This window comes from Mucilaginibacter sp. GW821-FHT07H05 (assembly GCF_059418485.1).
The window spans coordinates 86506-111662 of record NZ_JBWKPY010000008.1; the positions used below are offsets into that span (position 1 = coordinate 86506).

The window sequence follows — 25157 nt, forward strand, 5'->3', positions numbered from 1 at the left end:
AAAGCAGGCAATGAAAAAAAGCATTTTACTTTTAATGACCATCGTATTTGCTGGATCCGTGTTCGCGCAAAGGTCTATCGCTATAAACAAAGATCCAATCATTTATAAAGGGGATACTACAATATACCTGGCTGACAAATTTAAATTGGCTAAAAATAGCACTGTATATAAGCTATTAAAGGGATTAAATGATTTTAATTTTGGCAGCAACAATTTGCTTAGTTATAAAGGCCGACCTGTTAAAAGAATTGCCATAAACGGAGAAAGCTACAGCGACCTGGATATTGATAAGGTGATAAAAACATTACCTGTCGATATGGTAGAAACTATAGAGATAAGTGATGGGTACAATGGTTTATTACTTTGCGGTTTTATGCAAAATGATTTGGATAAACTCCTTAACATCACTGTAAAAAAAGATGCGATATACGTGGTTAATAACCTATTAGGCCTAAAACAGTCCAATAGTAAGACACGGACTTTAGATGACCTTCTTAAACAAATGGAGGGCATAGATGTGGATGCTGCGGGGAACCTTACCTATAAAGGCAAACCTGTAATTAAAATGCAACTCCACGATGGTGACTCTGATAGCGACACATCAAAATCAACAAAACACACCCTTACTATACCAAAGATCACAAAAATTGTGCTGAATTGCAGGGATATTATTGCCGAAGAAATAGCGCAACTACCGATAATTAAAGACATGGCATCCACTCCTGATATTGACGATTACGGCGACCAGGTACCGCATTTCATCATCAAACCCCTACCCGGAACCTGGATAAGCAAGGCTACCAGCTATTAAACTAATATAAAAGCAAAAGGCCCCGATAAAATCAGGGCCTTTACTTTTTATGTAGACTTAAGACTTTCGACTCAAGACTTAGTACTTATACAAGTAATCTAACCGGTTCTTCCAGCAACGCTTTCAGTGTTTGCAGGAAGGCAGCGGCCAGGGCGCCGTCAACCACACGGTGGTCGGCGCTTAGGGTTACCTTCATGATGTTACCCGGAACAACCGCGCCATTTTTAACAACCGGTACCGCTTGTATGCCGCTTACCGCAAGGATACAGGCGTTTGGTGTATTAATAATAGCGGTAAACTCGTCAACACCAAACATCCCTAAGTTTGATATGGTGAAAGTTGAGCCTTCCATTTCGGCAGGTTGTAATTTTTTAGATTTTGCTTTGCCGGCAAAGTCTTTCACCTCTAACGAGATATGGCTTAACGATTTGCCATCGGCAAATTTAATAACCGGTACCAGCAAACCTTCGTCAACCGCTACGGCTACGCCAATGTGCACATGCTCGTTGGTGCGGATCTTATCGCCCAGGAAAGATGAGTTAATGGCCGGGTGCGCTTTTAAAGCAACCGCGCAGGCTTTAACCACTAAATCGTTAAACGAAATTTTAACCGGCGCGTACTCATTCATTTTAACGCGTGCCGCCATGGCCGAATCCATATCGATAGACATGGTTACGTAGAAATGCGGGGCAGTGAATAAACTTTCGGACAAACGGCGACTGATCGCTTTACGCATTTGTGTAACCGGGCGCTCGCTGAATTTCTCTTCGCCGGTATAAGTTGGCAAAGTAACGGCAGGTTTTGCCGGTGCGCCTGCAGCAGGTGCTTCGGCAGCCTTAGCTTCCTGTACCTGCTGGGTTGAAGGTGTAAAGCCTTCAATATCTTTTTTAACAATACGGCCACCATCGGCAGTACCTTTAACATCGTTCAGGTTAATGCCTTTTTCCTTAGCTATTTTACGGGCTAACGGCGATGCTTTTACGCGGCTGTCATCAGCTGATGAGGCAGCAGCAGGAGCAGCTTCGGCAGTTGCAGTTGGTGCAGCTTCGGTTTTAGCTTCGGCAGCAGGTGCGGCTTCAGCAGCCGGCGCGTCGCCGGTATCTTGTAATAAAGGAGTGATATCAGTACCCTCTTTACCAACTATCGCAATAATAGAATTTACCTGGGCGGCTTCACCTTCTTTAACACCTATGTATAATAGTGTACCGGCTTCGTACCCTACCACTTCCATGGTAGCTTTATCGGTAGCCACATCGGCTAAAGAATCGTCCGCTTTTACTTTATCACCTACCTTAAAGTTCCACTTTTCAATGGTGCCTTCAGTCATGGTATCGCTCAGTAAAGGCATACGGATAACAGCGGCCGGGATGCTCGAAAGGTCAACTTTTGGTTTAGCTTCGGGGGCTGGGGTTGCAGCAGGTGCGGCAGCTGCCTGCGCGGCTGGTGCAGCCTCTTTCTTTTCTTCGGCAGGGGCAGCAGCCGGGGCGCTTGCGCTTTCTAAAAGGGCTTTGTAATCTTCGCCATCTTTACCCAGTATCGCTATAACAGCATCAACCGGCACAGATGAACCTTCCTGTACGCCTACATAAAGCAGGGTACCATCCTGGTACGATTCAAAATCCATAGTGGCTTTGTCAGTTTCAATCTCGGCCAATACATCGCCCGATTTTACTTTGTCGCCTACTTTTTTATGCCATTTAGCAATCACACCTTCGGTCATGGTGTCGCTCATTTTAGGCATTTTAACTACTTCAGCCATATATTTTTGATGAATAGTTGGTGTTTATATTGATAGATAAGATAAATGGTTAGTCGCGAATGTATGGGTAATCCTGTTGTACATACACATCGGTATACAGTTCGGATGCTTCAGGCCATGGCGATTCTTCAGAAAACTGTACTGCTTCGTCAACAATGCCTTTTATTTTTGCATCCATATCTTCAAACCATTTCTCATCTGCATAACCTTCTTTTTCAATGGTTTGTTTTACCGATTCGATAGGGTCTTTTGCTTTATAGCTTTCCAGCTCTTCTTTAGTACGGTACTTCTGCGGGTCGGACATCGAGTGGCCCTTGTAGCGGTAAGTACGCATTTCTAAAAAGGTTGGGCCTTCGCCGGCACGTGCGCGCTGGGCAGCTTCGTCCATGGCGTTGTGTACCGCAACAGGGTCCATACCGTCAACAGCCGATGATGGGATACCGTAAGGCAGGCCTAATTTATAAATATCGGTTTGCACGGTGGTACGCTCAACAGATGTACCCATGGCGTAACCATTATTTTCGCAAATAAATATGCAAGGCAGTTTCCATAGAGCGGCCATGTTAAAGGTTTCGGTCAGCGCGCCCTGGCGTACTGCACCGTCGCCCATATAAGCAACGCTCAAAAAGTCGGTACCTTTATATTTTTCGGCAAAAGCGATACCGGCACCCAGGGGAACTTGTCCGCCTACAATACCGTGGCCACCGTAAAAATGGTTTTCTTTATCAAACATGTGCATCGATCCGCCTTTGCCTTTAGAGCAACCGGTGGCTTTGCCATACATTTCGGCCATTACGGCCCTTGGGGCGGTACCCATTGCAATGGCATGCGCGTGATCGCGGTAAGCGGTGATCATACTGTCACCTTTTTTCAATACAGACATGGCGCCGGCCAAAACAGCTTCCTGGCCTATGTACAGGTGGCAAAAGCCCCTGATCTTCTGTTGTCCGTATAATTGTCCTGTCTTTTCTTCGAACTTCCGCATTAGCAGCATCTGTTCATACCACATCAGGTAGGTATCTTTTGTAATAGCTATTGAACCCATTTGTTAATCGACCAATCTTTATTGAGAAAGCGCAAATCTAATTATATCCCGCAATATATCGAAACTGCAACGGCCTTGTTATAAATATTTATTTAACGCCAATTTAACCTGCGTTTCGCTCCGAAACCGCATGTTTAAACAAATGCAAAATAAGATTCTGAATAGCAGGGCTTAGTGTGTTGAATACAGTGGTGGTTTGTTTAAATTGCGTAATAATCTTTTATTGTTAAAGCTGGTAATATATGTCATAATAACATTCATTTATGCCATTTTTTGTGGTATTAAACCATGCCTGGCCATAATTTCGCCCGCCTTTACCGGGTCGGGCGGTAAGCCGGGCTGCATCAGGGCGGCTATCTCCCTAAAATAATCCGGGCCTATTGATGCCGGGCTTAGTACGCATAATGTTTTAGTAGTTTGGCCAGAGATATCATTATGATGATAATGCACCGCACCGCGGGGGATAAAAAGCCTGTCGCCCGGATGGGTTGCTATCGTTTTGCCATCGACAATAGATGTAAGGGTGCCTTCCAGGCCGTACAGCATTTCATCTACCTCTAAATGATAGTGCGGCACTGGTACTTTCGCGCCAGGTTGTATCAGCATTTCAAACATTACCATTTGGTCGTTAGTATCGTCGCTATCCAGTAAAAAGCGGAGTTCTATGCCGCCAATTTTTATAATTTCTTTAGGTGTTTGCATGTAAGTATGTAATGGTTTCTTAAATATATGCAGCGCTTATCCAAATACATACGGGTAGGTTAAATTTATCCTTTTTGATTAAGTTTTGAGAAACTTTATTAACAATAGTGCAAAACTTTATCGCATTTAACTATGGAAAAAGTTTTTTTCAGGATTTGGTAATTTGAAATATTTGTATAGTTTTGTGCTCATCAAACAATGATGGTGTATGAATTAACACACACATTGCGTAATTAACCCGAACAAACTAAGGATTAATGAAGAAATTTACTCTTGTTATTGCACTATTTTTCAGCATCTTAGCTGCACAGGCGCAAACAAAAACTGTTCCAACTCCCACCCCTGATAAGTCTGACGATCAGGAGAGTTTAGCAAAAGATTACATGTCGCAAATTATGGGCGTAGCGTTAAATGCTACCTCAAATGTTAAATTATTCCAATTTGTTTACGATTGGATCGGCACTCCTTACCGTTTTGGCGGTTCATCAAAAAAAGGGATTGATTGCTCGGCATTTACAAAAGAACTTTACGAAAAGGTTTTCGATCTGGATATCAAACGTAACTCGCGCGATATTTTCAGCATGGTTACCCCGGTAGCCAAGGATGACCTGAAACAAGGCGACCTGGTATTTTTTAAGATCCACAGCCGCAGCATATCGCACGTGGGTATTTATTTAGGCGATGGCCGTTTTGCCCACGCTTCATCACGCGGGGTTGCTATCAACAATATCAGCGATTCGTATTACAGCCGTTACTTTTACCGCGGCGGCCGTATGCTGGCCTCCTTTAAAGAGGAGCTGACGTCGGGCGCGCTGGATAATAAAGACAGCCAATAAAGGAAAAAAACACTATATTAATCCCTCCGCTGATACGGGGGGATTTTTTTTGAAATGAACATTCGTTTAACTATTTCCGGGATGCTGCTGCTACAGGTGTTATCCTCCTGTTTTTTAAACCCTGCCAACAGCCCTGCTTTAAAAACCGGAAAAATTAAATCGGTTAAGGTTGGCCCCCACCTGGTTAACAAGCCACACGATACCCTTTGCATTGCCGCGGTTGGCGATATTATGCTGGGCACATCCTATCCAAATACCAACACCTTAGCGCCCGACAGCGCCAGGCACAGCTTTGATGCCGCCCTGCCCTATCTGCAGCAAGCCGATGTAACTATGGGTAACCTGGAAGGCACCCTGTTAGACGGTGGCAGCCCGGCACATTATAAAACACATTTAAAAAGCACGGCCTACCTGTTCCGCATGCCATCGTACTATAGTGGTGTTTTAAAACAGGCCGGTTTTAGTGTACTGAGCCTGGCCAATAACCACACCGGCGATTTTGGCGAGAACGGCCGAGCCAGCACCATGCACATCCTCGATTCGGTAGGGATTGCCTATGGCGGGCAGGTATCACACCCTACGGCTATTTTTACGGTTAAGGGTGTAAAGTATGGCTTCTGCTCATTTGCGCCTAACAGCCAAACACTGCCCATACTGGAACTGCAGACTGTAAAACAAATAGTGGCCGATTTAAAAAGCCAGTGCGATATTGTTATTGTATCCTTCCATGGCGGCGGTGAAGGCCCCGCGTTTGAGCATGTAACACGCAGGATGGAATCGTACATGGGCGCTTTGCGGGGCAATGTGCATGCCTTTGCACATACGGCTGTTGATGCAGGCGCGGATATGGTTTTAGGCAACGGCCCCCATGTAAGCCGGGCCATAGAACTTTACAAAAGCCGCTTGATAGCCTACAGTTTGGGCAACTTTTGCACCTATAAAAGTGTAAGCGTAGAAGGCGTAAGCGGCCTGGCGCCATTGCTTAAAATATACGTTAACAAAAAGGGCGAGTTTTTAAACGGCCGGTTGCTGGCCTTTAAACAAACCCATGCTGATGGATTGGTACGCGATAGCAGTAATAAAGTAATTGTACGGATAAAGTATTTAACCGATATAGATTTCCCACAGTCGGGGTTAAATATTGCTGAAGATGGCGTAATTACCCCTTTGCCGCAAAATGTGGTGGTAGCAGCCGGGATGCAGTAGCAATTACTCTTCCGGATACAAATTGCATCCGGAAGAGGTATATGTAGATTTATTTGGCGGTATCCGCAGTGTTGCGTACCAAACTAATGCCCTGGAAAAAAAACAGGATCGAAATAATGCCAACTACAACAAGCATGGTAACCTGTCCGCTATGCTGTACAACACCAACCCCTGTATAGATCAGTCCGGCAATACCTAATACAGTAAGTATTAATCCAAATGTGCGTTTTAAGTTCATATATGTGGTTTTTTTGTTTATGTGAATTTAATAACGCAAATTGTACACCAATTAATTACCCCTATATTTATTTATTAAAATCAACCTCATTATGGAACCATCGCATATTTTTCTGTATATCATTATTTTCATTGTTGCTATTACCTTTTTAACCTCGTTTGTAACCATTAAACAAGGCACCGTGGGTGTGGTAACCGTATTTGGCAAATACCGCCGGGTTTTAATGCCGGGCCTTAACTTTAAGCTGCCATTTATCGAGCAGATCTACGCCCGCATCTCTATCCAAAACCGTTCAGTTGAGCTGGAGTTTCAGGCGGTGACGGTTGATCAGGCTAACGTTTACTTTAAAGCCATGCTGCTTTACTCGGTACTGGACCAGCAGGAAGAGACCATTAAAAACGTAGCCTTTAAGTTTGTGGACGACCGCAACCTGATGCAGGCGCTCATCCGTACCGTTGAAGGCTCTATCCGCGCCTTTGTAGCCACCAAAAAACAAGCCGACGTACTGATACTGCGCCGCGATATTGTAGAACACGTAAAAGAACAGCTTGACCAGATCCTGGAAAGCTGGGGCTATCACCTGCAGGACTTGCAGCTGAACGATATTACGTTTGACGACGTGATTATGAAATCCATGAGCCAGGTGGTAGCATCGAACAACCTGAAAGCCGCTGCTGAAAACGAAGGCCAGGCCCTGCTGATCACCAAAACCAAAGGCGCCGAAGCTGAGGGCAACGCCATTAAAATTGCCGCCGAGGCCGAGCGCCAGGCCGCCCAGTTGCGCGGACAAGGTATTGCCTTATTCCGCGAGGAAGTGGCCAAGGGTATGACGGTTGCTGCCAAGGAAATGCAGGGCGCTAATATGGATACGTCAGTGATCCTGTTCACCATGTGGACTGAAGCTATCAAGCACTTCTCGGAAAACTCGCAGGGTAATGTGATCTTTTTAGATGGATCTACCGATAGTATGCAACGCACCATGAAGGAAATGATGAGTTTGGATCAATTGCATAAGGATACTTTGAAGAAGAAGTAGGATCCCCTCCTGTCAATTTTTGCGGCGACACCAATCGCTAATCATTCGTGGTTTTATTCCACAACCTGTGCCAGCCCAAATTAACAGCGATAATTAGGTGGTTAAACAACGTTGGCACAAGGCCGTAGTGCCGTTTCATAATGTCAAAACGTTCCTGTAAACTTTGGCGGTGTTTGGTTTTAGACATGCCCCCTACCAGGTACTTAGCCACATAGCCATCAACCTTAACTATTTTTTTAGCCTTTTTGGCCGCACGGATGATCCAGTCGATATCCGCGCTTAGCTGGTAGCGGCGATCGTAAGGTTCGGCTAAAGCGCGGCGGATATAAATGGCCTGGTGGCTTATGCTCATACCGTAATTAAAGCTGCGCCAGGTAAAGTTTTCGGGCGCTTTATGGCGGCGCCGGCCAAGGCTTTGCAGCTCATGGTTAAGCATTTCGGTTTCGCCGTAATAAATATCCGCATCGGGCGCGGTGGTAAATACTTTTGCAACGGTATTATTATCATAAAACTCATCGCCGCTGTTCATATAGATCACGTAATCGCCGGTAGCAACGGCAAGGCCCTTGTTCATGGCATCGTAAATACCCTCGTCCTTTTCGCTGATGAGTTTGCCGACACGATCTTTGTACTTCGCTATTACATCCAGCGTACCATCGGCAGACAGGCCATCCACCACAATATATTCGATATGGGGATAGGTTTGACCGGTAACCGAAAGTATAGTGCGCTCAATATCCCGCACATTATTGTACACAATGGTAATTACAGACAGGGTTGGGTTAAACTGCGCCATTGGTTAATAAAGATTGGTAAAGGGCGATGTATTTATCGGCTACAATTTGGTTGGTAAAATTTTGCAGCACCTTGTCGCGGGCATTTTGGGCTAATATTCCGGCAGCACTGTTATTCAGTACAAAGCTAATCCCCGCTGCAAAATCAACCGCCGATTTAAACTCGGCCAGGTACCCGTTTTGCAAATGGTCTATCATATCAGGTATCCCGCCGGTATTAAACGCTACCACAGGCGTGCCGCAGGCCAGGGCTTCCATTACCGTATTGGGCAAGTTATCTTCAATAGCCGGGGTTACAAAAACATCGGCCAGGCTATACAGTTCGGCCATACTTTCCTGCTGGGTAATAACATCCATTTCATACACCTTAAACGGCAGCATGGTCATATCAAAAGCTTTGTTCTTGCCAAAAACAACTATCTCTACCTCATCGGTATAGGTCTTTTTTAATTCTTCCAGCGCCTTTACCAGGTAAATAATCCCCTTACGGCGATCCATTACGTTAGCCGCGCCAAACAAAATGATCTTTTTATCAGGAGCTATCCCCCATTTTGCACGCCCGGCCAGCTTGTCACCAGGCAAAAAAATAGCGGTATCAATTGGATTAGGGATCGTTTCAATACGATAGCCCTGCAGCAGCGAACTTTGCCGGGCCACATCCGCCAGCCAGTTGCTACAGGTTACAAATACAATACTTTCAGGATCCGAAAACAAGTGCATTTTGCGCAGCCAGCCTTTGTTGGAGATATCTTTGGCATCGGGATCAATCAGCATCCAGCAATGGCCGCACTGGTGCATAAAGTGGTTACAATCGCCTGCATAATGGCAGCCGCCTGTAAAAGCCCACATATCGTGCAATGTCCACACCACGGGTTTACCCAGCCGGGTTAACCTGATGAGGTTGTTGATGGATAGAAAGCCCTGGTTAGTCCAGTGCAGGTGCAGCAGATCGGCCCCCCGGACGATAGGTTGCTCCGAAACATCGGCACCCGTAACGGCGGTTGAGAACGCGAACCGCAACGCTTTGGTATCCGAGTTAAAAATAATGAAAGGGATCCGCTCACGATAAAACCTGTACATGGCCCTCAATTTCCCCATCAAGCCCGATGCGATTGACCGTACCCGCTCATCACCTGTTTTTTTGTCCTGTACCAGCAAATGGGCATCGGTTTGCCTAAGTTGCAGCGCCTTTAACAGGCGCATACAAGCTGCAGGAGCCCCGCCGCCGGCATCAGAAGTATTAATGAGCGTAACTTTCATGCAGATAGGTGTATATTACGGACAATTATAATAATTATAAAAATGAAAATTTTACTTTTGATGCCAGGCATCATCAACTATCAAAATAATAACCACAACGAGTAAATGAATTTCTTCAGCTATTTGTTCCAGGACTGGAAGGCAAACCGCGGTAATCCTAAAGGTAAGCTGGTGTTGCTGATGTTTCGCCTGGTGCAGTATGTTAATCAATATACTATTCTGAAGATCATCTTTATCCCGTATTTAATATGGTACCGTTTTTTTGTAGAATGGGTGCTATGTATTGAATTGCCACGAAAACTAACTATAGGCAAAGGGTTGATATTATATCATGGCCAGGCATTGGTAGTAAATTTTAAGGTAGTGATGGGCGATAACTGCGTGCTGCGCAATTCGGTAACCATTGGCCACAAAAAACTGCCCGACGGTACCATGAGCGGCTGCCCGCGCATTGGTAATAATGTTGATATAGGCGCCAACGTGTGTATTATAGGCGATGTAACTATAGGCGATAATGTAGTGATAGGCGCGGGATCGGTGGTGGTGAAGGATATACCGGCCAATAGCGTGGCAGTGGGGAACCCGGCGAGGGTGTTGGGGTAAGGCCTTGTGGCGATTAACTCACCCAGTCTGCGCTGCGCTGGACCACCCTCTCTTCGCCTTTGGCGGAAAGAGGGGTATACGGTAATAGACTTAAGAGGTTTAAAAACCTCGTAAGTCTTAAAGTACTTCCGCCCTCTTTCCGCCAAAGGCGAAGAGAGGGTCGACGAGTGAAACGATGTCGGGGTGAGTGGATAGAGCGATAAGTATTAAAATTAATGGAGCAAAATTTAACAGACCGTAACTTCTGGAAGGCTTTTTGGGAATCGAAAAAAGACCTGATATTTCATATCAAACCCGATTATTATTTTGGCAGCATTATGGCCAAACTGATAGCCGATAAGGGCGTAAAAAACGCTGTAGAACTGGGCGGCTTTCCCGGCTATTATTCTACCTATTTGAAGAAATACCAGCATTTAGATACTACGCTGTTTGATTATTATATTGATGAGGATATCATTAACCGCCTGCTGGAAAAGAACGGCCTGAAGCCGGGCGATATCCATATCATTGAATCGGACCTGTTTACTTACCAGCCCGAAAAACTGTATGATATGGTATGCTCCTTTGGTTTAATAGAACACTTTAACGATACCAAGGATATCCTGAAGCGTCACCTGCAGTTTTTAAAACCCGGTGGTGTGCTGTTTGTCACCCTTCCTAATTTTAAAGGTGTTAACGGCTGGGTACAACGCCAGTTCGATCGCAGTAATTACGATAAGCACTATATTGAAAGCATGAACCTGCAATTGTTAGCCGATTGCTGCCGCGACCTGGGCTTAAAAGAAGTAGAATCTTATTACCACGGCAAATTCTCGGTATGGCTGGAAAACCGGGCCGAGCAGAACACAATTGTAAAATCGCTCGTAAAAGGGATTTGGCTGGCTGGTAAGATCTTCACAAAAATTGTCCCTATCGAAACAAAGGTGTTTTCGCCATATATTGTATTGAAGGCAATTAAGTAAATTGCAAGGGGCAGGTGCGGGCTGTGCAGGCGCAGTTCGCGGGGATTAGTCTGATGCGCGTATCGTCCCCATCCGTACATTATTATTATTTGAAATTATATACATCATATTTATTCAGCTTATGAGAAAATTGTACCCTTTCTTGTGCGCCTTGCTGTTGCCTGCCTTTATGCAGGCCCAAAGCCGCGAAGTTTACTTCACATCTAACCCAACCTTAACGCCCGACGGCAAAACGGTGATCTTCAGTTTTGAAGGCGACCTTTGGAAAGCCGACGTAAGCAACCCCGTAGCAACCCGTATTACCGGCATGCAGGGCGAAGAAACCAGTCCGCGGGTATCCCCCGACGGGCAGTGGCTGGCCTTTTCATCTAATCAGTACGGCAGTAACGATGTTTATGTAATGCCGATGGCCGGCGGCGATATCAAACAACTCACCTTTCACGATGCCAGCGACGAGGTAGATTCCTGGAGTTGGGACTCAAAATCCATTTACTTTACATCCGGTAGGTATAACAGCTTTTCGGAATATAAGGTAAGTCGCGACGGCGGTACGCCATCCCGGTTATTCGCCAATTATTTCAATACTATACACGGCGTTGTAGAGCACCCCCAAACCGGCGAACTGTTTTTTAGCGATACCTGGGAAAGCTATCGTTTCCCGCAGCGTAAATATTATAAAGGCGCTTATAATCCTGACATCAAATCGTACAATCCCAAAACCAAAGCTTATAAGCAATACACCGATTGGGCGGGTAAGGATTTCTGGACTACGGTAGATCAAAAAGGCAATGTTTATTTCGTATCCGACGAGGGCAATAAGGAGTATAACCTTTACACTTTTATCAATGGCAAAAAAACGGCTTTAACGGAGTTTAAAACATCTATTAAACGCCCCTTTGTAAGTGCTAACGGCGCAACGGTGGTATTTGAAAAGGATTACCAGCTATATACTTACGATGTAGCATCTAAAAAAACTCAAAAGTTAAGCTTTAATATCTTCCGCAATAATGTATTGCCTAAGGAACAGGAATTTGAGATAGCCGGGCATATTGAAGCAATGGATTTATCGCCCGATGGCAAAAAAATGGCTTTTGTATCGCGCGGGGAGTTATTTGTGAGCGATGCCGAAGGTAAATTCATCAAGCAGATCCAGCGTGGCAACAGCGAACGGGTAACCGAAGTAAAATGGATGCCCGATAACAAATCGCTGATCTACTGCCGCACTTTTGGCGGCTACCCTAACCTGTTCACCATAGCGGCTAACGGTTTAGGTACCGAAAAACAACTGACAACCGATAAAGGCAGCGACCGCCTGATGACCGTGAATAAGGACCATAGCCAGGTGGTTTACCTGAGCGGCCGTAACGAAGTGAGGCTGATCAACCTGAAAACACTGGAGAATAAAACCCTGGTAAAGGATGAGCTTTGGGGTTTTCAAAACTCGCAGCCGGGATTTTCTCCCAACGGCGAATACGTGATCTATACCGCCATCCGTAATTTTGAGCAGGATATTTTTGTGTATAAGATCAGCACCGGGAAAGCCATTAACCTAACCAATACCGGCGTAACAGAGAGCGAGCCGGTATGGTCGCCGGATGGCAAGTATATTTTCTTTGCTTCATCAATTACCCGTCCGCAATACCCTTATGGCGCAAGCGATTCACATATTTACCGGATGCCGCTGCAAAAGTTTGATGAATACTTCAGGCTGAATAAGTTTAACGATCTGTTTACCGAAGCTAAAAAAGACAGTACCCCGGTTGAAAAGAAACTGGCCGCTACTAAGCCCGAAGACAAAAAACCATCGATGCTGCCTACACCCAAGCCACCTGCAGATATTGTGATCGATACCGACGATCTGATGAAACGCATTGAGCGTATTAGTCCGGCGTTTGGCATGCAGCGCTCGCTGGATGTGATCCAGAAGGGCGAGAAAACCTTTGTGTACTACGGATCGAACCATTCGGAAGGGCGCGGCGCTATCTATCGTACTACTATCGAGCCTTTTGAAGCTAACAAAACCGAAAAGGTAATGGGCGCCGACTTTTTTGGGTATGATATTATCAGGGCCGCCGATAAGTATTATATGCTGGCTAACGGCACGGTTTATAAGCTAAACCTCGACCAGAATAAGGTGGATAAAATTGACATGAATATCCATTTTGACCGTAACCTTGCCGGCGAATTTAGCCAGATGTTTGATGAGGCCTGGGCCGGACTGGACGAGAATTATTACGATGGCGATTTCCACGGCGCCAACTGGGCTAAAGTGCACGATGATTATAAAACCTTTGTGCCTTATGTAAACAACCGTGCCGATCTGCGCCTGCTGCTGAACGATATGCTGGGCGAATTAAATTCATCGCACCAGGGCTTTAACTCGGGTGGCGCTGAGGAGCGGGCGTACCTGCGCTACCGCACCATGGAAACCGGGATAGTTTTTGAAAACGATGATCCGTACAAAGTGGCAGGCGTACTGAAACTAAGCAACGCCGATAAAAAAGGCATAGACGTACAGGCGGGCGACCGCCTGAAAGCGGTGAATGGTGTTAGCGTTAATGAAAAAATGGACCGTAACTACTACTTCACCAAACCATCGCTTGATCCTGAACTGGAACTAACCTTTGACCGGGCCGGCAAAAGCGTGAATGTAAAGATCCACCCCGAAGCATCCGGGCAGTTTAGGGGCGACCTGTATGATGACTGGATAGACCATAACAAAAAAGAGGTGGAGCAAAAAAGCAAGAACCGCATTGCCTACGTTTATATGAAAGATATGTCGGGCCAGTCGCTGGAGAAATTTATGCTGAATATGGTAGACGACGCGTACAAAAAAGACGCGCTGATATTGGACCTGCGCTATAATACCGGCGGTAACGTGCACGATGGTGTGCTGCAATTCCTGTCGCAGCGCCCTTACCTGCAATGGCAATACCGCGGCGGCGCTAAAACTTCGCAGCCAAACTTTGGCCCGGCCGCCAAGCCCATCATCCTGCTGGTGAACGAACAAACCCTAAGCGACGGCGAAATGACCGCGCAGGGCTTTAAAGCATTAGGCCTTGGGAAGATCATTGGTACCGAAACCTACCGCTGGATCATTTTCACCAGCGCCAAAGGATTGGTTGACGGTTCCAGCTACCGTGTACCCGCCTGGGGCTGCTTTACGCTGGACGGACAGGATATCGAGAAGAATGGCGTAAAACCCGATATCAACATCAAAACCGGCTTTACCGACAGGCTAACCGGGAACGACCCGCAACTGGATAAGGCGATCAGTGAAATTATGGGACAATTGAAATAAGTTAAACAAAGAAGGGGCGTTAAGCCCCTTCTTTGTTTTTCACCGCGCCGTTATTGCGAGTTATCAAATCCTGGCGGGACTTTAAGGGTGTGGATGACGTCAAAACCACGATGTCATTTCGATAGAGCAAGGGCAGGGCTTGCGGGGAGGGCGAAAGAGAAATCTTATACGAGCGATGACTACGCCGTATAAGATTTCTCCTCACTCACTTCACCACCCATCCCTTGTTCGTTCGAAATGACATTGGGTTTAAAAGAAATCTATCATGGGTAGCCCGTCGAAGGGTGCGCGCGGGCCTGCCCTCCATGGTTCTACAGGTCTGCCTGCAGGCAAAACAGGCCCACCAGGGCACCCTGCGCCTACCTGTAAAGGGGGTTAACACGACTTAACACAATTCAATTTTATAATTTATTAAGTAATTAATAATCAGTAACTTAACTACTTTTCGGGGTTAACATAAAATGACTTAAATGTCAGCATCTTGTAAACGAACGTTCAGCATTTCATGGCAGCCGGTAGCCCCGCTTTCTGTCCAAGTTTTGCCCCTCCGCGCCGGCTACCGCAAGCAAAAGCTTTCCCGTCAATCGGGTTTAGGGGTGTGGGGTTGGGTGTGTTAAGGGTACATGGCTGCAGGCGTGCGCCCCATTAGGGTTTCAATTTTTTTTTAATAAACGCTAACCCAATATCTTCGTTATATTGAATTGCAGACTCCACAGCTGTTTTCGCTATTTCTAATAATTGCTCACTTTCAATCTTCAATTTAAAACTTTCTTTTATTGATTGAGAAATTTCGTTTTGCGCTTGAATAGCTATAATGGGAACTGGTATTTTGATAAAATCGCTTTTGTTAACAGCCGTCAAAATAGTTCCTGAACTGTGCTGTTTAAGAATGTTTTGCATAGGTTCCGACTTAAATAAAACTAAAAGTGTTTCTGAGTTTATCTTATCGGATTTAATAACATAAAAGCCTGTTGAACATAATGCATTATCATAGTCAGATGTCACCAAAGCACAACTTGGCAAGGACCCTTCGATTGAAGATATGATTACATCGTTAATATTTACCTTTCGTCTTGCTCTTGTAGGTAAATTTTCGCCGAAAGCTACGGTACAACCGGTTACTTCGCCCATTATTCCAATATTTGATAGCTCGATATACTTGTACTCGACTTCCTTAACAGGTGAAAAGTTATTGTCTTTTAAATCACAAACTACCTTTAATAAATCGTATCCATTTATATACTCAGTAATCAAATCGGAATAGCTTTCGTATTTTTTTTGATAATATTCCGCATCTAAGCGCTCCGTATTTAAATAAGAATCCTTAAAAGATTTTATGTTTACAGCATCGTTGTTCAACTGTAAATTTTTTATGCCAATTTCATCTAATAATCTATTTTCTGCTTTAGTATAAAGTACAGTGGATTCTGATAAATACTGATATGCTCTATCAAATAGGGATTTGAGCATATTCTGGAAATCCATAGAGAATATAGGAATTTGAATCGCCTTTACCTCTTCTGGATTTACGTTAGTTTGATTGATTGAATGCCTGGCTCTTCTCTTAATATCCCAAATACCATATTTCGTATTTAGAAATGTAGTTAAATACTCAGGGAGTATTTGCGTTTCATCGGGCACAAATCGGACCAAATATGATGCGAACGTAAATTTTTTATTTTTTTGTTGCCTGTATAATCCAGTCCTTCCCACCCATTCAAATGAATTTGTACGGTTAAATAATACATCCCTGTCTTTTAATTCAAATTTTTTGAATTCATCAAATGATATGTTAGCGGACTTACTAACTTCGAAGTCACAGAACATATGATGTATTTCGTTCATTCTATAAATCGGATAGCCATTACCATCTTCATTCATTTCTATAGAAATACCATATTGTGAATCTTTCAGTATAGAGCCGATAGGTCGATATTTAAGTATTGGGTTTATTTTGGGTGCTTTAGTGTAAAAGTCGCTATCGATTCTAAAGTCTTTATTTTCATAAGTTGTAGATAAATTTATTTCAGTTATTTCGAGCCCTTTTAATAACACCGAGTATTTGGTTTCATTAAAAGGGCTATTTAAAAAAAACTTAATTTCTCTTTTTTAGCAAATTCTTTAAAAGCCTCAGCAATTCCATCCTTCGTCAAACCATCATGATTAAACAAATCATGTTTAACAATTAAATGACCATGAGTGTCTAATAAATATTCTTCTAAATCTTGCGGAGGAGCATCATAGTGATCTATTGGTTCGGCAACAGCATTGACATGAATCTCTTGTATAGCAGATTTTGGAAAATCCTTTTTCCTGACAAATATTTTCTCACCGCTATTATCTTTGCTGGGCTCTCTCATGGTGGCAAAAAATATGGGGTAATCATCAACTTTCGGGCATAAAGCAGGATCCCATTTTTGCACAATTAATACACTTGTTTTGGTGCCAGTATGGGGCTTGAATACATTACCATGTAAGCCAACAACAGCAAGTATTCTACAATGCTCAGCAACAAATTCACGGATTTGCTTATCACTACTGTTATTGAAACGGCCCTGTGGTAAAACAACTGCCATACGACCACCGGGTTTTAAAAAATCAAGGTTTCTCTCAATAAATAAAATATCTCTTCCAACTGTATTTTGATATTTTCCGTCCGCCCTTTTTCCTAATTCATATTTAGCTAATATCCTGCTTTCTTTTATGTCCCCAGCAAAAGGGGGATTAGCCATTAAAATATCAAATTTAAAATCCCTATTACTACTTTTGTCAGCACGTAATTTCTTTAATTTTTTCCAGCCCTCATTATAAATATCTATCCAATCTTCATCATCAGTCTTTTCGTCCCATCTTTCATAATCTAATGTATTTAAATGTAAAACATTAGTTTGCCCATCACCAGCTATCAAGTTTAATGTACGTCCAACCCGTACAGCCTTTTCATCAAAATCAATCGCAAAAACTTTATTAACAACGTAATCTTCATATCGTCCTCCTTTTTTATCAGTTGTGAAGAGTTCATTGATTTTCTTACCTTCAGATGTGGAAATGTCTTTCCAAACTTTAAATATGCTGTGTACTGGAAATCCACAACTTCCAGCGGCGGTATCAATAATAGTTTCACTCTCCTGGGGATTTAGCATCTTTACACACATGTCTATCACATAGCGTGGTGTAAAGTATTGTCCTTTTTCGCCCTTGCTGCTTTTATTTATTAAATACTCGAATGCCTCATCAACAACATCTAAATTAGAGTTGAACAATTTGACATCCTGTAATGATGAAACACACACAGACAGATGTGAGGGAGTAAGCATTAATTTGGCATCATCTGTGAATACGCCTCCCCACTCATTTTTAGCTAAATCAAACAATCGCTGTATTTTAGTTTTCAATTCGCTTTCTGTATCTCCATAGTTCCTAAATTCGAGATATCTTAACTTATCTCTGCCGCTTTTCATTTCATCATACAGCTTGGCGAAAATTAGTTTAAATAATTCCTCGAAAACATCCACCCCGGCGTTCGCTAAAACTTCATCTTCCATTTCCAAGATTAAATCTTTAAGAGACTTCCGTTCATTGAACAATTTGTCTTTTAGCATTAACTCATCAATAGTCCAGCGCTCTTTAAGAATTTCTGATAACTTTTGATCCGCACGTGGGATGGCAGGTATATCTTCAAAATAATTGGGATCCTTTCGATGGTAAAATGATATAGAATCACCATTACTCCAAATACCAATAGGCGCGCCTGTAGCGTTGCAATAAGATTTAAGTTGTTCTTTACCATCTTTAAGTTTTGGTTTTTTCAACTCAATCATTAAATACGGCGATGTTACTATGTCTTTATCAAATACTACAATGTCTGCACGTTTTTTTTCCCTTCCAAATGTCACAGCGTATTCCAACTCCATGCGGTCTGTTGGGTAGCCAAGGTCTTCTTTCAGTACCATAACGTATAGTTGCCTGATCACTTCTTCCGGCGTAAGCCGTACTTCTTTTTTCCTTACTAAGCAGTTTACATAGGGTATTTGATTTTCTTTTACTGTTCTTAATGTGATGCTAGCTTCAAGGGCTTTGATTTTAGCCCTGTCATCGTGTTCAAATTGAGTAAGTTTATAATTGGAGTCTTTTAAAATATCTGAAAGTTTCATGGGTATAGGTTGTAAGAATATGTAAAACCTGTCTGCAAATTAAAAGTAATTATTCTGAAAAATATTTCATTTATGAAGTATTTTTCAGAGAAGTTATGATTAGCTAAACCCCTCCCTGCCGCCGCACAGCCCACCGCACCCCTCCCCGTGGGAGGGAACTTTAAAAGCAATAAAGCGCGGGCCTGTCAAAAAAGCGGGGTGGCGTTGGCGGGAATGCCCTTGGCAACCGCCTCCGGCGTGGAGTTGCCAAGGCAGGGAGCGTGGAAGCATTTTTTTGACTTGGGTTTTTGTTACTTTTGGGCCCAAGCCAAAAGTAATAGGCCCCTGCGGCTATGAGCAGACTGCCGATGAATGACTAACTGCCCTGCTTAATTCGCGATTGCTTCGTACCTCGCAATGACAAGGTGGTTAGGATTAGGGCTAAACCCCTCCCTGCCGCCGCACAGGCAGCCGCACCCCTCCCAAGGGAGGGAACTTATTAGCTGCTCTGCTTGTGGGGTGCCGAAATAAGTTCGGCATGATGTGGTGGTGGTTTGGGTGGCAGTAAAACAAGAAACCCCGGCTGTGTTACAACCGGGGTTTCTTGTTTTGCAGATCTGCGGACTTATCTTACTCCGCCGCCCAGGCTGCCTACATAAGTTTTATACTGGCTGCTGATCTTTTTATTCAGCTCGTCCTGGTGGAAATCCTTGGTCAGTGTTTCCAATCCATTCAATACCGACATGCTCAGCTGGATATCGCGGTTATTCAGATCACCTGATCCGTTTTGCGAAGCCTTGATGGTATAATCCATCAGGTTGGTAATATAATCATCCATTTGGTTTACCCATTTGTTAGCCAATTGGGTCGAGCCCAGTTTATAGGCAAATTCAACCAGGTAATATTTACGGGCTATTACATCGCTGTAAGGCACCAGGTCGGGCATTACATCATCATACCTTTGCAACACCTTGCGGGCCAGTTCGGGTTTACCTTCCTTCATTAAATGATCGGTCAGTAACGAGAACTGCTTTAAGATGATCGGATAAAACATGGTTTGCGATTCATGATCCAGATACTTAGCATTTTTCATGTTACCCCATTTAAACTTGTTCATCATGTTATTATACATGATCATGGTATTTGATGCTTCCAGTTGCTGATTGGCCACCGTATCGGGCTTTAAGGGCAGCAGGCGGTACGCAAAACCTTCGTTGTAAAGGTATTTATCCATACCCATCATATTCTCGGTACCAACGGTAATGGTAAAGTATACCGGGCGTTTCCAGTTGTTATGGGCCAGGATATCCATCATAGCCAGGTTATCCTTGGTTACATAGTTTGATGGATATTTCCATTCCATAGATGTCAGGATCTTGTCTTTATCGGCAGCAGGTACCGTACCTTCCTTCACCAGTTGATCCGGGTTAACGGCCATTTTCAGGTCTTTGGTAGGCAGGTAGTTCATGGTCGGGCTGTTTTCAAACAGTTGCGCTTTAGCAGCTTCATCGTCCGATGTAATAAAGTCGAACAGTTCCTTCAATTCGGTAGCGCCTGCAATTTTACGTTCGCTGTAGTAGATTACATCACGCACACCGGCCTCAAATTTCTCGTCGGGCATGGTGATAGGCAGCGGTGCCGATTCATTCATCTTTTGCTTCATCTGGCGGATATACCAATCGGTACCCAGCAGGCTCAGGTTAACAATACGCACATCCGGACGGATGCCTTCCACTTCCTGCGCATACCATAGCGGGTAAGTATCATTATCGCCATAGCTGAATAAAATAGCATTAGGCGCGCACGATTCCAGGTAATTGGTAGCCATATCGCGCGGGGTAGTTTTGGTAGAACGGTCATGATCGTCCCATTCCTGGCTGGCCATCAGTACCGGCGCAGCTAATAAACAAACTACGGTAGCTATAACAGCGCCCAGCTTAGGGCTCATTTTTTTGCTCAGCAATTCGGCCAGGGCAAGTACCCCCAGGCCTATCCATATCGCAAAAGCGTAGAACGATCCGGCGTAAGCATAATCACGCTCACGTGGCTGCAGCGGGTCCTGGTTAAGGTATAATACAATAGCCAAACCGGTAAAAAAGAATAGTAAGCCTACAATGCCCGCATCCTTTTGCCTGCGGATAAAGTGGAATACGGCGCCTAATAAACCAATGATGAGCGGCAGGCCATACATGCGGTTATAAGCCTTGCTTTTGGTTACCGCGTAGGGATAAGCTTTGTTAGGTTTAAACGGATTAGTCCAGTTGCCATCAATACCGCTGCTGTTGTTTTGGCCATCCATTTCGTTGGTACGGCCAACAAAGTTCCATAAAAAGTAACGGGTATACATTTGGTTTACCTGCCAGCTTAAAAAGAAACCCAGGTTGGTAACCAGGTTAGGGCTTTGATCGGGCGCCATTTGCATCCAGTCTTTATAAAACTGTACGGCATCCTGTTTTTCGCCTTTATACATCCGCGGGAAAATGGTATTATGATCATAAATAGTTACCTGTTTATGGCCGGCAACCTCGTATTGCGTTTTGCCGCGGCGGTAAATATTGGCGCCATCTTTTTGGTCGATAGCCTTAGCGTCAAAATACTGGCCATATAATAATGGGGTATCGCCGTATTGGTCGCGGTTAAGATAGCTGTTCAGGGTAAAGGCATCCTGCGGATCGCTGTTATTCAGGTTAGTGCCCGCTTTAGCACGGATCACCAGCATTACGAACGAGCTGTACCCGAATAAAATAAACAACACGCTGATGAGCGCCATGTTAAGCACATACCGCTTGCGGCGTACTTTAACCACATATTCAAGCAGGGCCAGCACAGCGCCGCCCACTATAAAACCAACCACACCGCCGCTAATGGTACACAGTATCATTAGTATAACAGCGGCTGCAATAATGTAAGCCGTAACCGGCTTTATGGTATAATAAATACCTAAAACAATGGCGGTAATCAGCAATACAAAGAAAACCACCGCACCGCTGCCAAAGCCAAATTTAAGCGTATTAACAAAGAACAGATCGAAATAGGCAGCGCCTTTTACCGAGTACTGGATAACGCCCCAAAGTACCGAGCCCAAAGTAATAATGCCTAACAAAAATGCCCAGATAGTACCCGAAGCAGTAGCTTGTTTTGCACGACGGAAATAAACCAGCACCGCAATAGCCGGGATAACCAGCAAGTTTAACAAGTGGATCCCGATAGAAAGGCCCATAATATAGGCGATAAATATCAGCCACCTGTCGGCATAAGGCTCATCGGCATGGGCATCCCATTTTAAAATGGCCCAGAAAACGATAGCCGTACACAACGATGATTGCGCGTAAACTTCCGACTCGACAGCCGAGAACCAGAAGGTATCAGACCAGGTATAAGCCAGCGCGCCAACCATACCGGCACCCATAATTAATATGGTGTTAGTGAGGTTATAGTCGCCTTCTTTTTTGATCAGGATTTTTTTAGCCAGCATGGTAATACTCCAGAAAAGGAATAAAATGGTAGCGCCGCTGGATAGGGCCGATGCAACGTTGGTCCAGTAGGCCACTTTATGCACATCGCCCATGGATAACAGGGAGAAGGCCTTACCTATCATGGTAAACAGTGGGGCGCCAGGCTGGTGGGCTACCTGCAGGCGGTATATACAGGCAATAAATTCGCCGCAATCCCAAAAACTGGCCGATGGTTCCAGTGTTAAAATATAGGTAGCCGACGCTATGAAAAAGGCCAGCCAGCCGAAAATGTTATTGGTCTTAGTATAATTCATGTCGAAGTATTACAATATGGTGCTGATTTAGTTGGACGAAAGTAGTAAAAACTTAAAGCAATCGGTATAGTTTAACATATTTTAACGATGGGTTGCAGCGCCTGTAATAACAAATGTTTGTTATAAAACTTATCTTTACTTAGTATCTATCAGCCAATCATATGAAGTTTTACATAACCCTTATTTTTATCATCCTAATATTTGGTTGTGCATCGCCTTCGAAAACTCCAGCCTACGACTCATTTAAAAATATAAATGGGTTCATTTATTTTTCTTATCCGGAAACAGGAGGTACAATTACAGGAGTGTTTGTACCCTATAACAAGCAAGCAAATCATAGTATCGATGATATTTTCACTTCAAAATATTCGCCTGGGATAAAGTTTTCGACAAACCGACCGAGTGTTTTTAACCTGTTAGCCCATTCCATGAATAATTATGGCTACGTGACAAATGATAGCTCACGCAAAGTATACATTGTTCCTAATGTGGGGATCGGGTATCATTTAAGTAATGCTAATAAAAACAGCTGGTTTAAAACAACATTAAATTTTGATACATTGCTGTTAAAAAAACGCTCCCTGGCAATATTATATTACTTTTCTTATGTTGAAATAGACACTATCATTAAGCAGTAAGTCTGTAACCAGGCAAATATGGGTGTATCTTTATCCTTCTGTTTATATATAACTTATTATAAAAGAGCCAATAAATGGCGGAAACGCACTTTTTAAGTATAAATTAAGCCCCCAAACATTTTTTTAAATTAAGTTTTCGATTTAAAATTATCGTCTTATATTTGCAATCCGTTTCAAAAGGTATCTTTTGTAGGGTGAATTGCCTGATAGTATAATGGTAGTACGACGGTTTTTGGTACCGTTTGTCTAGGTTCGAATCCTGGTCGGGCAACAAAAGTGATTTCGGATTTCGGATTTTCAATTTCGGATTTGTCTTGAATTGAAAGTTTGAAATCCGAAGTCGTTTATTAAGGTTTTGAATTATTAACGCTACGGAGCAATCCGCAATCGAACATCCGAATTCCGAAATAAATTAAAAAATGCCTTTACAGTTTAACACGGTCAAATTATTTGCAGGCTCGGGCACAACGGCGCTCGCTGCCAAAATTGCTGAAAAATATGGCCATGCACTGGGCGACGTTGTTCTTTCACGTTTTAGCGATGGCGAGTTTCAGCCGCACTTTAATGAATCGGTACGCGGTTGCGATGTGTTTTTGATACAAAGCACTAACCCGCCGGCCGATAATTTACTGGAACTGTTAATGATGACCGATGCCGCACGCCGTGCGTCAGCCCATTATGTTACCGCTGTTATCCCTTACTTTGGGCTGGCAAGGCAGGACAGGAAAGATAAGCCACGTGTGGCTATCGGATCGAAACTGGTGGCTAACATTTTGGTGGCAGCAGGTATTAACCGCATTATGACCATGGACCTGCACGCTGCACAGATCCAGGGCTTTTTTGATATCCCGGTAGATCACCTGGATGCCGCGGTAATATTTGTACCGTATATTAAAAGCCTGGGGTTGAAAAACCTGACCATCGCATCGCCGGATATGGGCGGTTCGTACAGGGCGCGTACCTTCGCCAAGTTTTTTAACGCCGAGGTTGTGATTTGCGATAAGCGCCGTAAACGCGCCAACGAAATAGAATCGATGACGGTAATTGGTGATGTAACCGGGCAGGATATTGTGCTGATAGACGATATTTGCGATACAGCCGGTACACTGGCTAAAGCGGCAGGACTGATTATGGAGAAAGGTGCAGCGAGTGTTCGCGCGGTATGTACACACGCGGTACTATCGGGCAAGGCTTACGAAACGATACAGAACTCGGTTTTATCTGAATTGATTGTTACCGATACCATCCCGCTGAAAGATCAGGAAGTATGCGACAAAATAAGGGTACTCTCAACAGCCAGCCTGTTTGCCAGTGCCATTATGAATGTGAACGAGCATGGGTCGATCAGCCAGTTGTTTAAGGTAGATTAAAAACAAGTCAATAGTCCATGGTCGATAGTCCATAGACTTTGTAAAAAAGAGAATTAAAATACTGTGGCATTTAGCCACGGACTAACAATAAATAACAAAAATGAAATCAATTGCTATTAGCGGTTCTCCAAGAGAGAACGTAGGGAAAAGAGACGCTAAAGAGCTGCGTTACCAGGGTTTAATCCCGGCAGTTCTTTATGGTGGGGCTACACAAACCCACTTTTCAGTGTCTGCAGCTGATTTGAAACCGGCGGTTTATACCCCCGAAGTTCATTTCATCGATTTAGACATAGCCGGTACAAAATCTCAGGCTATTATTAAGGACATGCAGTTCCACCCGTTAACCGAGCAGATGCTGCACGTTGACTTTTTATTACTGGACGCTGCAAAACCTGTTACTATGGAAATTCCAATCCGCTTAACCGGTACTTCGCCAGGTGTTAAAATGGGTGGTAAATTAGTGCAAAAGCTGCGCAAACTGCGTGTTAAAGCTTTACCTAAAGATCACCTGGATAACATTGAAGTAAGCATCGAAGGTTTAGAAGTAGGTAAATCAGTACGTGTAGGCGAAGTTAGCGTACCTAACTTAACCATTACTAACGCTCCTGAAGATACTATCCTTTCTATCACCACTTCACGTGCATTACGCCAGGCAGAACAAGAAGCGGCAAGCGGTAAAAAATAATTGTTATGA

Annotated in this window: 19 protein-coding genes and 1 tRNA gene; 11 read left to right on the forward strand and 9 right to left on the reverse strand. The window is 43.9% G+C overall.

All coding sequences use genetic code 11. From position 1 onward, the window contains the following. Nucleotides 1–10 precede the first annotated feature (10 nt). Complete coding sequence (locus AC07M6_RS20595) at nt 11–811, forward strand: hypothetical protein (protein ID WP_494892724.1); 801 nt, start codon at nt 11–13, stop codon at nt 809–811. A gap of 85 nt (nt 812–896) precedes the next feature. On the opposite strand, the gene AC07M6_RS20600 is transcribed toward AC07M6_RS20595, so the two are convergent. The 3 genes from AC07M6_RS20600 to AC07M6_RS20610 all read right to left on the reverse strand — a co-directional run bounded on the left by AC07M6_RS20600 (nt 897) and on the right by AC07M6_RS20610 (nt 4317). After that, nucleotides 897–2570 carry a dihydrolipoyl dehydrogenase family protein gene (locus tag AC07M6_RS20600; protein ID WP_494892726.1) on the reverse strand — a complete coding sequence of 558 codons (1674 nt, stop codon included), beginning with the start codon at nt 2568–2570 and terminating at the stop codon, nt 897–899. Between the two features lie 49 nt (nt 2571–2619). Then, on the reverse strand, nt 2620–3615 hold the full coding sequence (pdhA, locus tag AC07M6_RS20605; RefSeq protein ID WP_494892727.1) for a pyruvate dehydrogenase (acetyl-transferring) E1 component subunit alpha: 996 nt from the start codon (nt 3613–3615) through the stop codon (nt 2620–2622). Nucleotides 3616–3876: 261 nt separating this feature from the next. Then, nucleotides 3877–4317, reverse strand: coding sequence for a cupin domain-containing protein (locus AC07M6_RS20610; RefSeq protein ID WP_494892729.1), 441 nt, complete (start codon nt 4315–4317; stop codon nt 3877–3879). A 257-nt stretch (nt 4318–4574) separates the two neighbouring features. Between AC07M6_RS20610 and AC07M6_RS20615 the strand changes: the two genes are divergently transcribed. After that, complete coding sequence (locus AC07M6_RS20615) at nt 4575–5153, forward strand: C40 family peptidase (protein ID WP_494892731.1); 579 nt, start codon at nt 4575–4577, stop codon at nt 5151–5153. A 54-nt stretch (nt 5154–5207) separates the two neighbouring features. Next, on the forward strand, nt 5208–6359 hold the full coding sequence (locus AC07M6_RS20620; protein ID WP_494892733.1) for a CapA family protein: 1152 nt from the start codon (nt 5208–5210) through the stop codon (nt 6357–6359). Between the two features lie 49 nt (nt 6360–6408). Here the strand turns inward: AC07M6_RS20620 and AC07M6_RS20625 are convergent, their stop codons facing one another. Next, nucleotides 6409–6597: a hypothetical protein gene (locus AC07M6_RS20625; RefSeq protein WP_494892735.1), complete on the reverse strand. Its 189-nt coding sequence runs from the start codon at nt 6595–6597 to the stop codon at nt 6409–6411. A 91-nt stretch (nt 6598–6688) separates the two neighbouring features. Between AC07M6_RS20625 and AC07M6_RS20630 the strand changes: the two genes are divergently transcribed. Beyond that, nucleotides 6689–7633 carry an SPFH domain-containing protein gene (locus AC07M6_RS20630; protein ID WP_494892737.1) on the forward strand — a complete coding sequence of 315 codons (945 nt, stop codon included), beginning with the start codon at nt 6689–6691 and terminating at the stop codon, nt 7631–7633. 37 nt (nt 7634–7670) lie between these two features. Here the strand turns inward: AC07M6_RS20630 and AC07M6_RS20635 are convergent, their stop codons facing one another. Both AC07M6_RS20635 and AC07M6_RS20640 read right to left on the reverse strand, forming a co-directional pair. Continuing rightward, entirely contained in the window at nt 7671–8429 is a 759-nt protein-coding gene (locus AC07M6_RS20635; protein WP_494892739.1) for a glycosyltransferase family 2 protein, read from the reverse strand. Next, on the reverse strand, nt 8416–9687 hold the full coding sequence (locus AC07M6_RS20640; protein ID WP_494892741.1) for a glycosyltransferase family 4 protein: 1272 nt from the start codon (nt 9685–9687) through the stop codon (nt 8416–8418). Before AC07M6_RS20640 ends, AC07M6_RS20635 begins: the two co-directional genes overlap by 14 nt. A 105-nt stretch (nt 9688–9792) precedes the next feature. On the opposite strand from AC07M6_RS20640, the gene AC07M6_RS20645 reads away from it, so the two are divergent. The 3 genes from AC07M6_RS20645 (at nt 9793) to AC07M6_RS20655 (ending at nt 14553) form a co-directional block, all read left to right on the forward strand. Continuing rightward, a complete protein-coding gene (locus AC07M6_RS20645; RefSeq protein WP_494892742.1) occupies nt 9793–10290 on the forward strand; it encodes a serine acetyltransferase in 498 nt (165 codons plus the stop codon). A 215-nt stretch (nt 10291–10505) separates the two neighbouring features. Further along, nucleotides 10506–11252 (forward strand): class I SAM-dependent methyltransferase, encoded by a 747-nt coding sequence (locus AC07M6_RS20650; protein WP_494892743.1) that lies wholly within the window; start codon nt 10506–10508, stop codon nt 11250–11252. 121 nt (nt 11253–11373) lie between these two features. Then, nucleotides 11374–14553 (forward strand): S41 family peptidase, encoded by a 3180-nt coding sequence (locus AC07M6_RS20655; RefSeq protein ID WP_494892744.1) that lies wholly within the window; start codon nt 11374–11376, stop codon nt 14551–14553. 645 nt (nt 14554–15198) lie between these two features. On the opposite strand, the gene AC07M6_RS20660 is transcribed toward AC07M6_RS20655, so the two are convergent. The 3 genes from AC07M6_RS20660 to AC07M6_RS20670 all read right to left on the reverse strand — a co-directional run bounded on the left by AC07M6_RS20660 (nt 15199) and on the right by AC07M6_RS20670 (nt 22455). Next, nucleotides 15199–16608, reverse strand: coding sequence for a restriction endonuclease subunit S (locus tag AC07M6_RS20660; protein WP_494892746.1), 1410 nt, complete (start codon nt 16606–16608; stop codon nt 15199–15201). Nucleotides 16609–16637: 29 nt separating this feature from the next. After that, nucleotides 16638–18707: a type I restriction-modification system subunit M gene (locus tag AC07M6_RS20665; protein WP_494892747.1), complete on the reverse strand. Its 2070-nt coding sequence runs from the start codon at nt 18705–18707 to the stop codon at nt 16638–16640. Between the two features lie 604 nt (nt 18708–19311). Further along, entirely contained in the window at nt 19312–22455 is a 3144-nt protein-coding gene (locus tag AC07M6_RS20670; RefSeq protein WP_494892748.1) for a glycosyltransferase family 117 protein, read from the reverse strand. A gap of 161 nt (nt 22456–22616) precedes the next feature. On the opposite strand from AC07M6_RS20670, the gene AC07M6_RS20675 reads away from it, so the two are divergent. The 4 genes from AC07M6_RS20675 to AC07M6_RS20690 all read left to right on the forward strand — a co-directional run bounded on the left by AC07M6_RS20675 (nt 22617) and on the right by AC07M6_RS20690 (nt 25148). Beyond that, the gene (locus AC07M6_RS20675) at nt 22617–23093 is read left to right on the forward strand and encodes a hypothetical protein (protein ID WP_494892749.1); all 477 of its coding nucleotides are present in this window, start codon (nt 22617–22619) and stop codon (nt 23091–23093) included. 200 nt (nt 23094–23293) lie between these two features. After that, nucleotides 23294–23364: transfer RNA gene (locus tag AC07M6_RS20680), tRNA-Gln, on the forward strand. Nucleotides 23365–23512: 148 nt separating this feature from the next. Beyond that, nucleotides 23513–24463: a ribose-phosphate pyrophosphokinase gene (locus tag AC07M6_RS20685; RefSeq protein WP_494892750.1), complete on the forward strand. Its 951-nt coding sequence runs from the start codon at nt 23513–23515 to the stop codon at nt 24461–24463. A 100-nt stretch (nt 24464–24563) separates the two neighbouring features. Further along, the gene (locus tag AC07M6_RS20690) at nt 24564–25148 is read left to right on the forward strand and encodes a 50S ribosomal protein L25/general stress protein Ctc (protein ID WP_494892752.1); all 585 of its coding nucleotides are present in this window, start codon (nt 24564–24566) and stop codon (nt 25146–25148) included. The last annotated feature ends 9 nt before the right edge of the window (nt 25149–25157 follow it).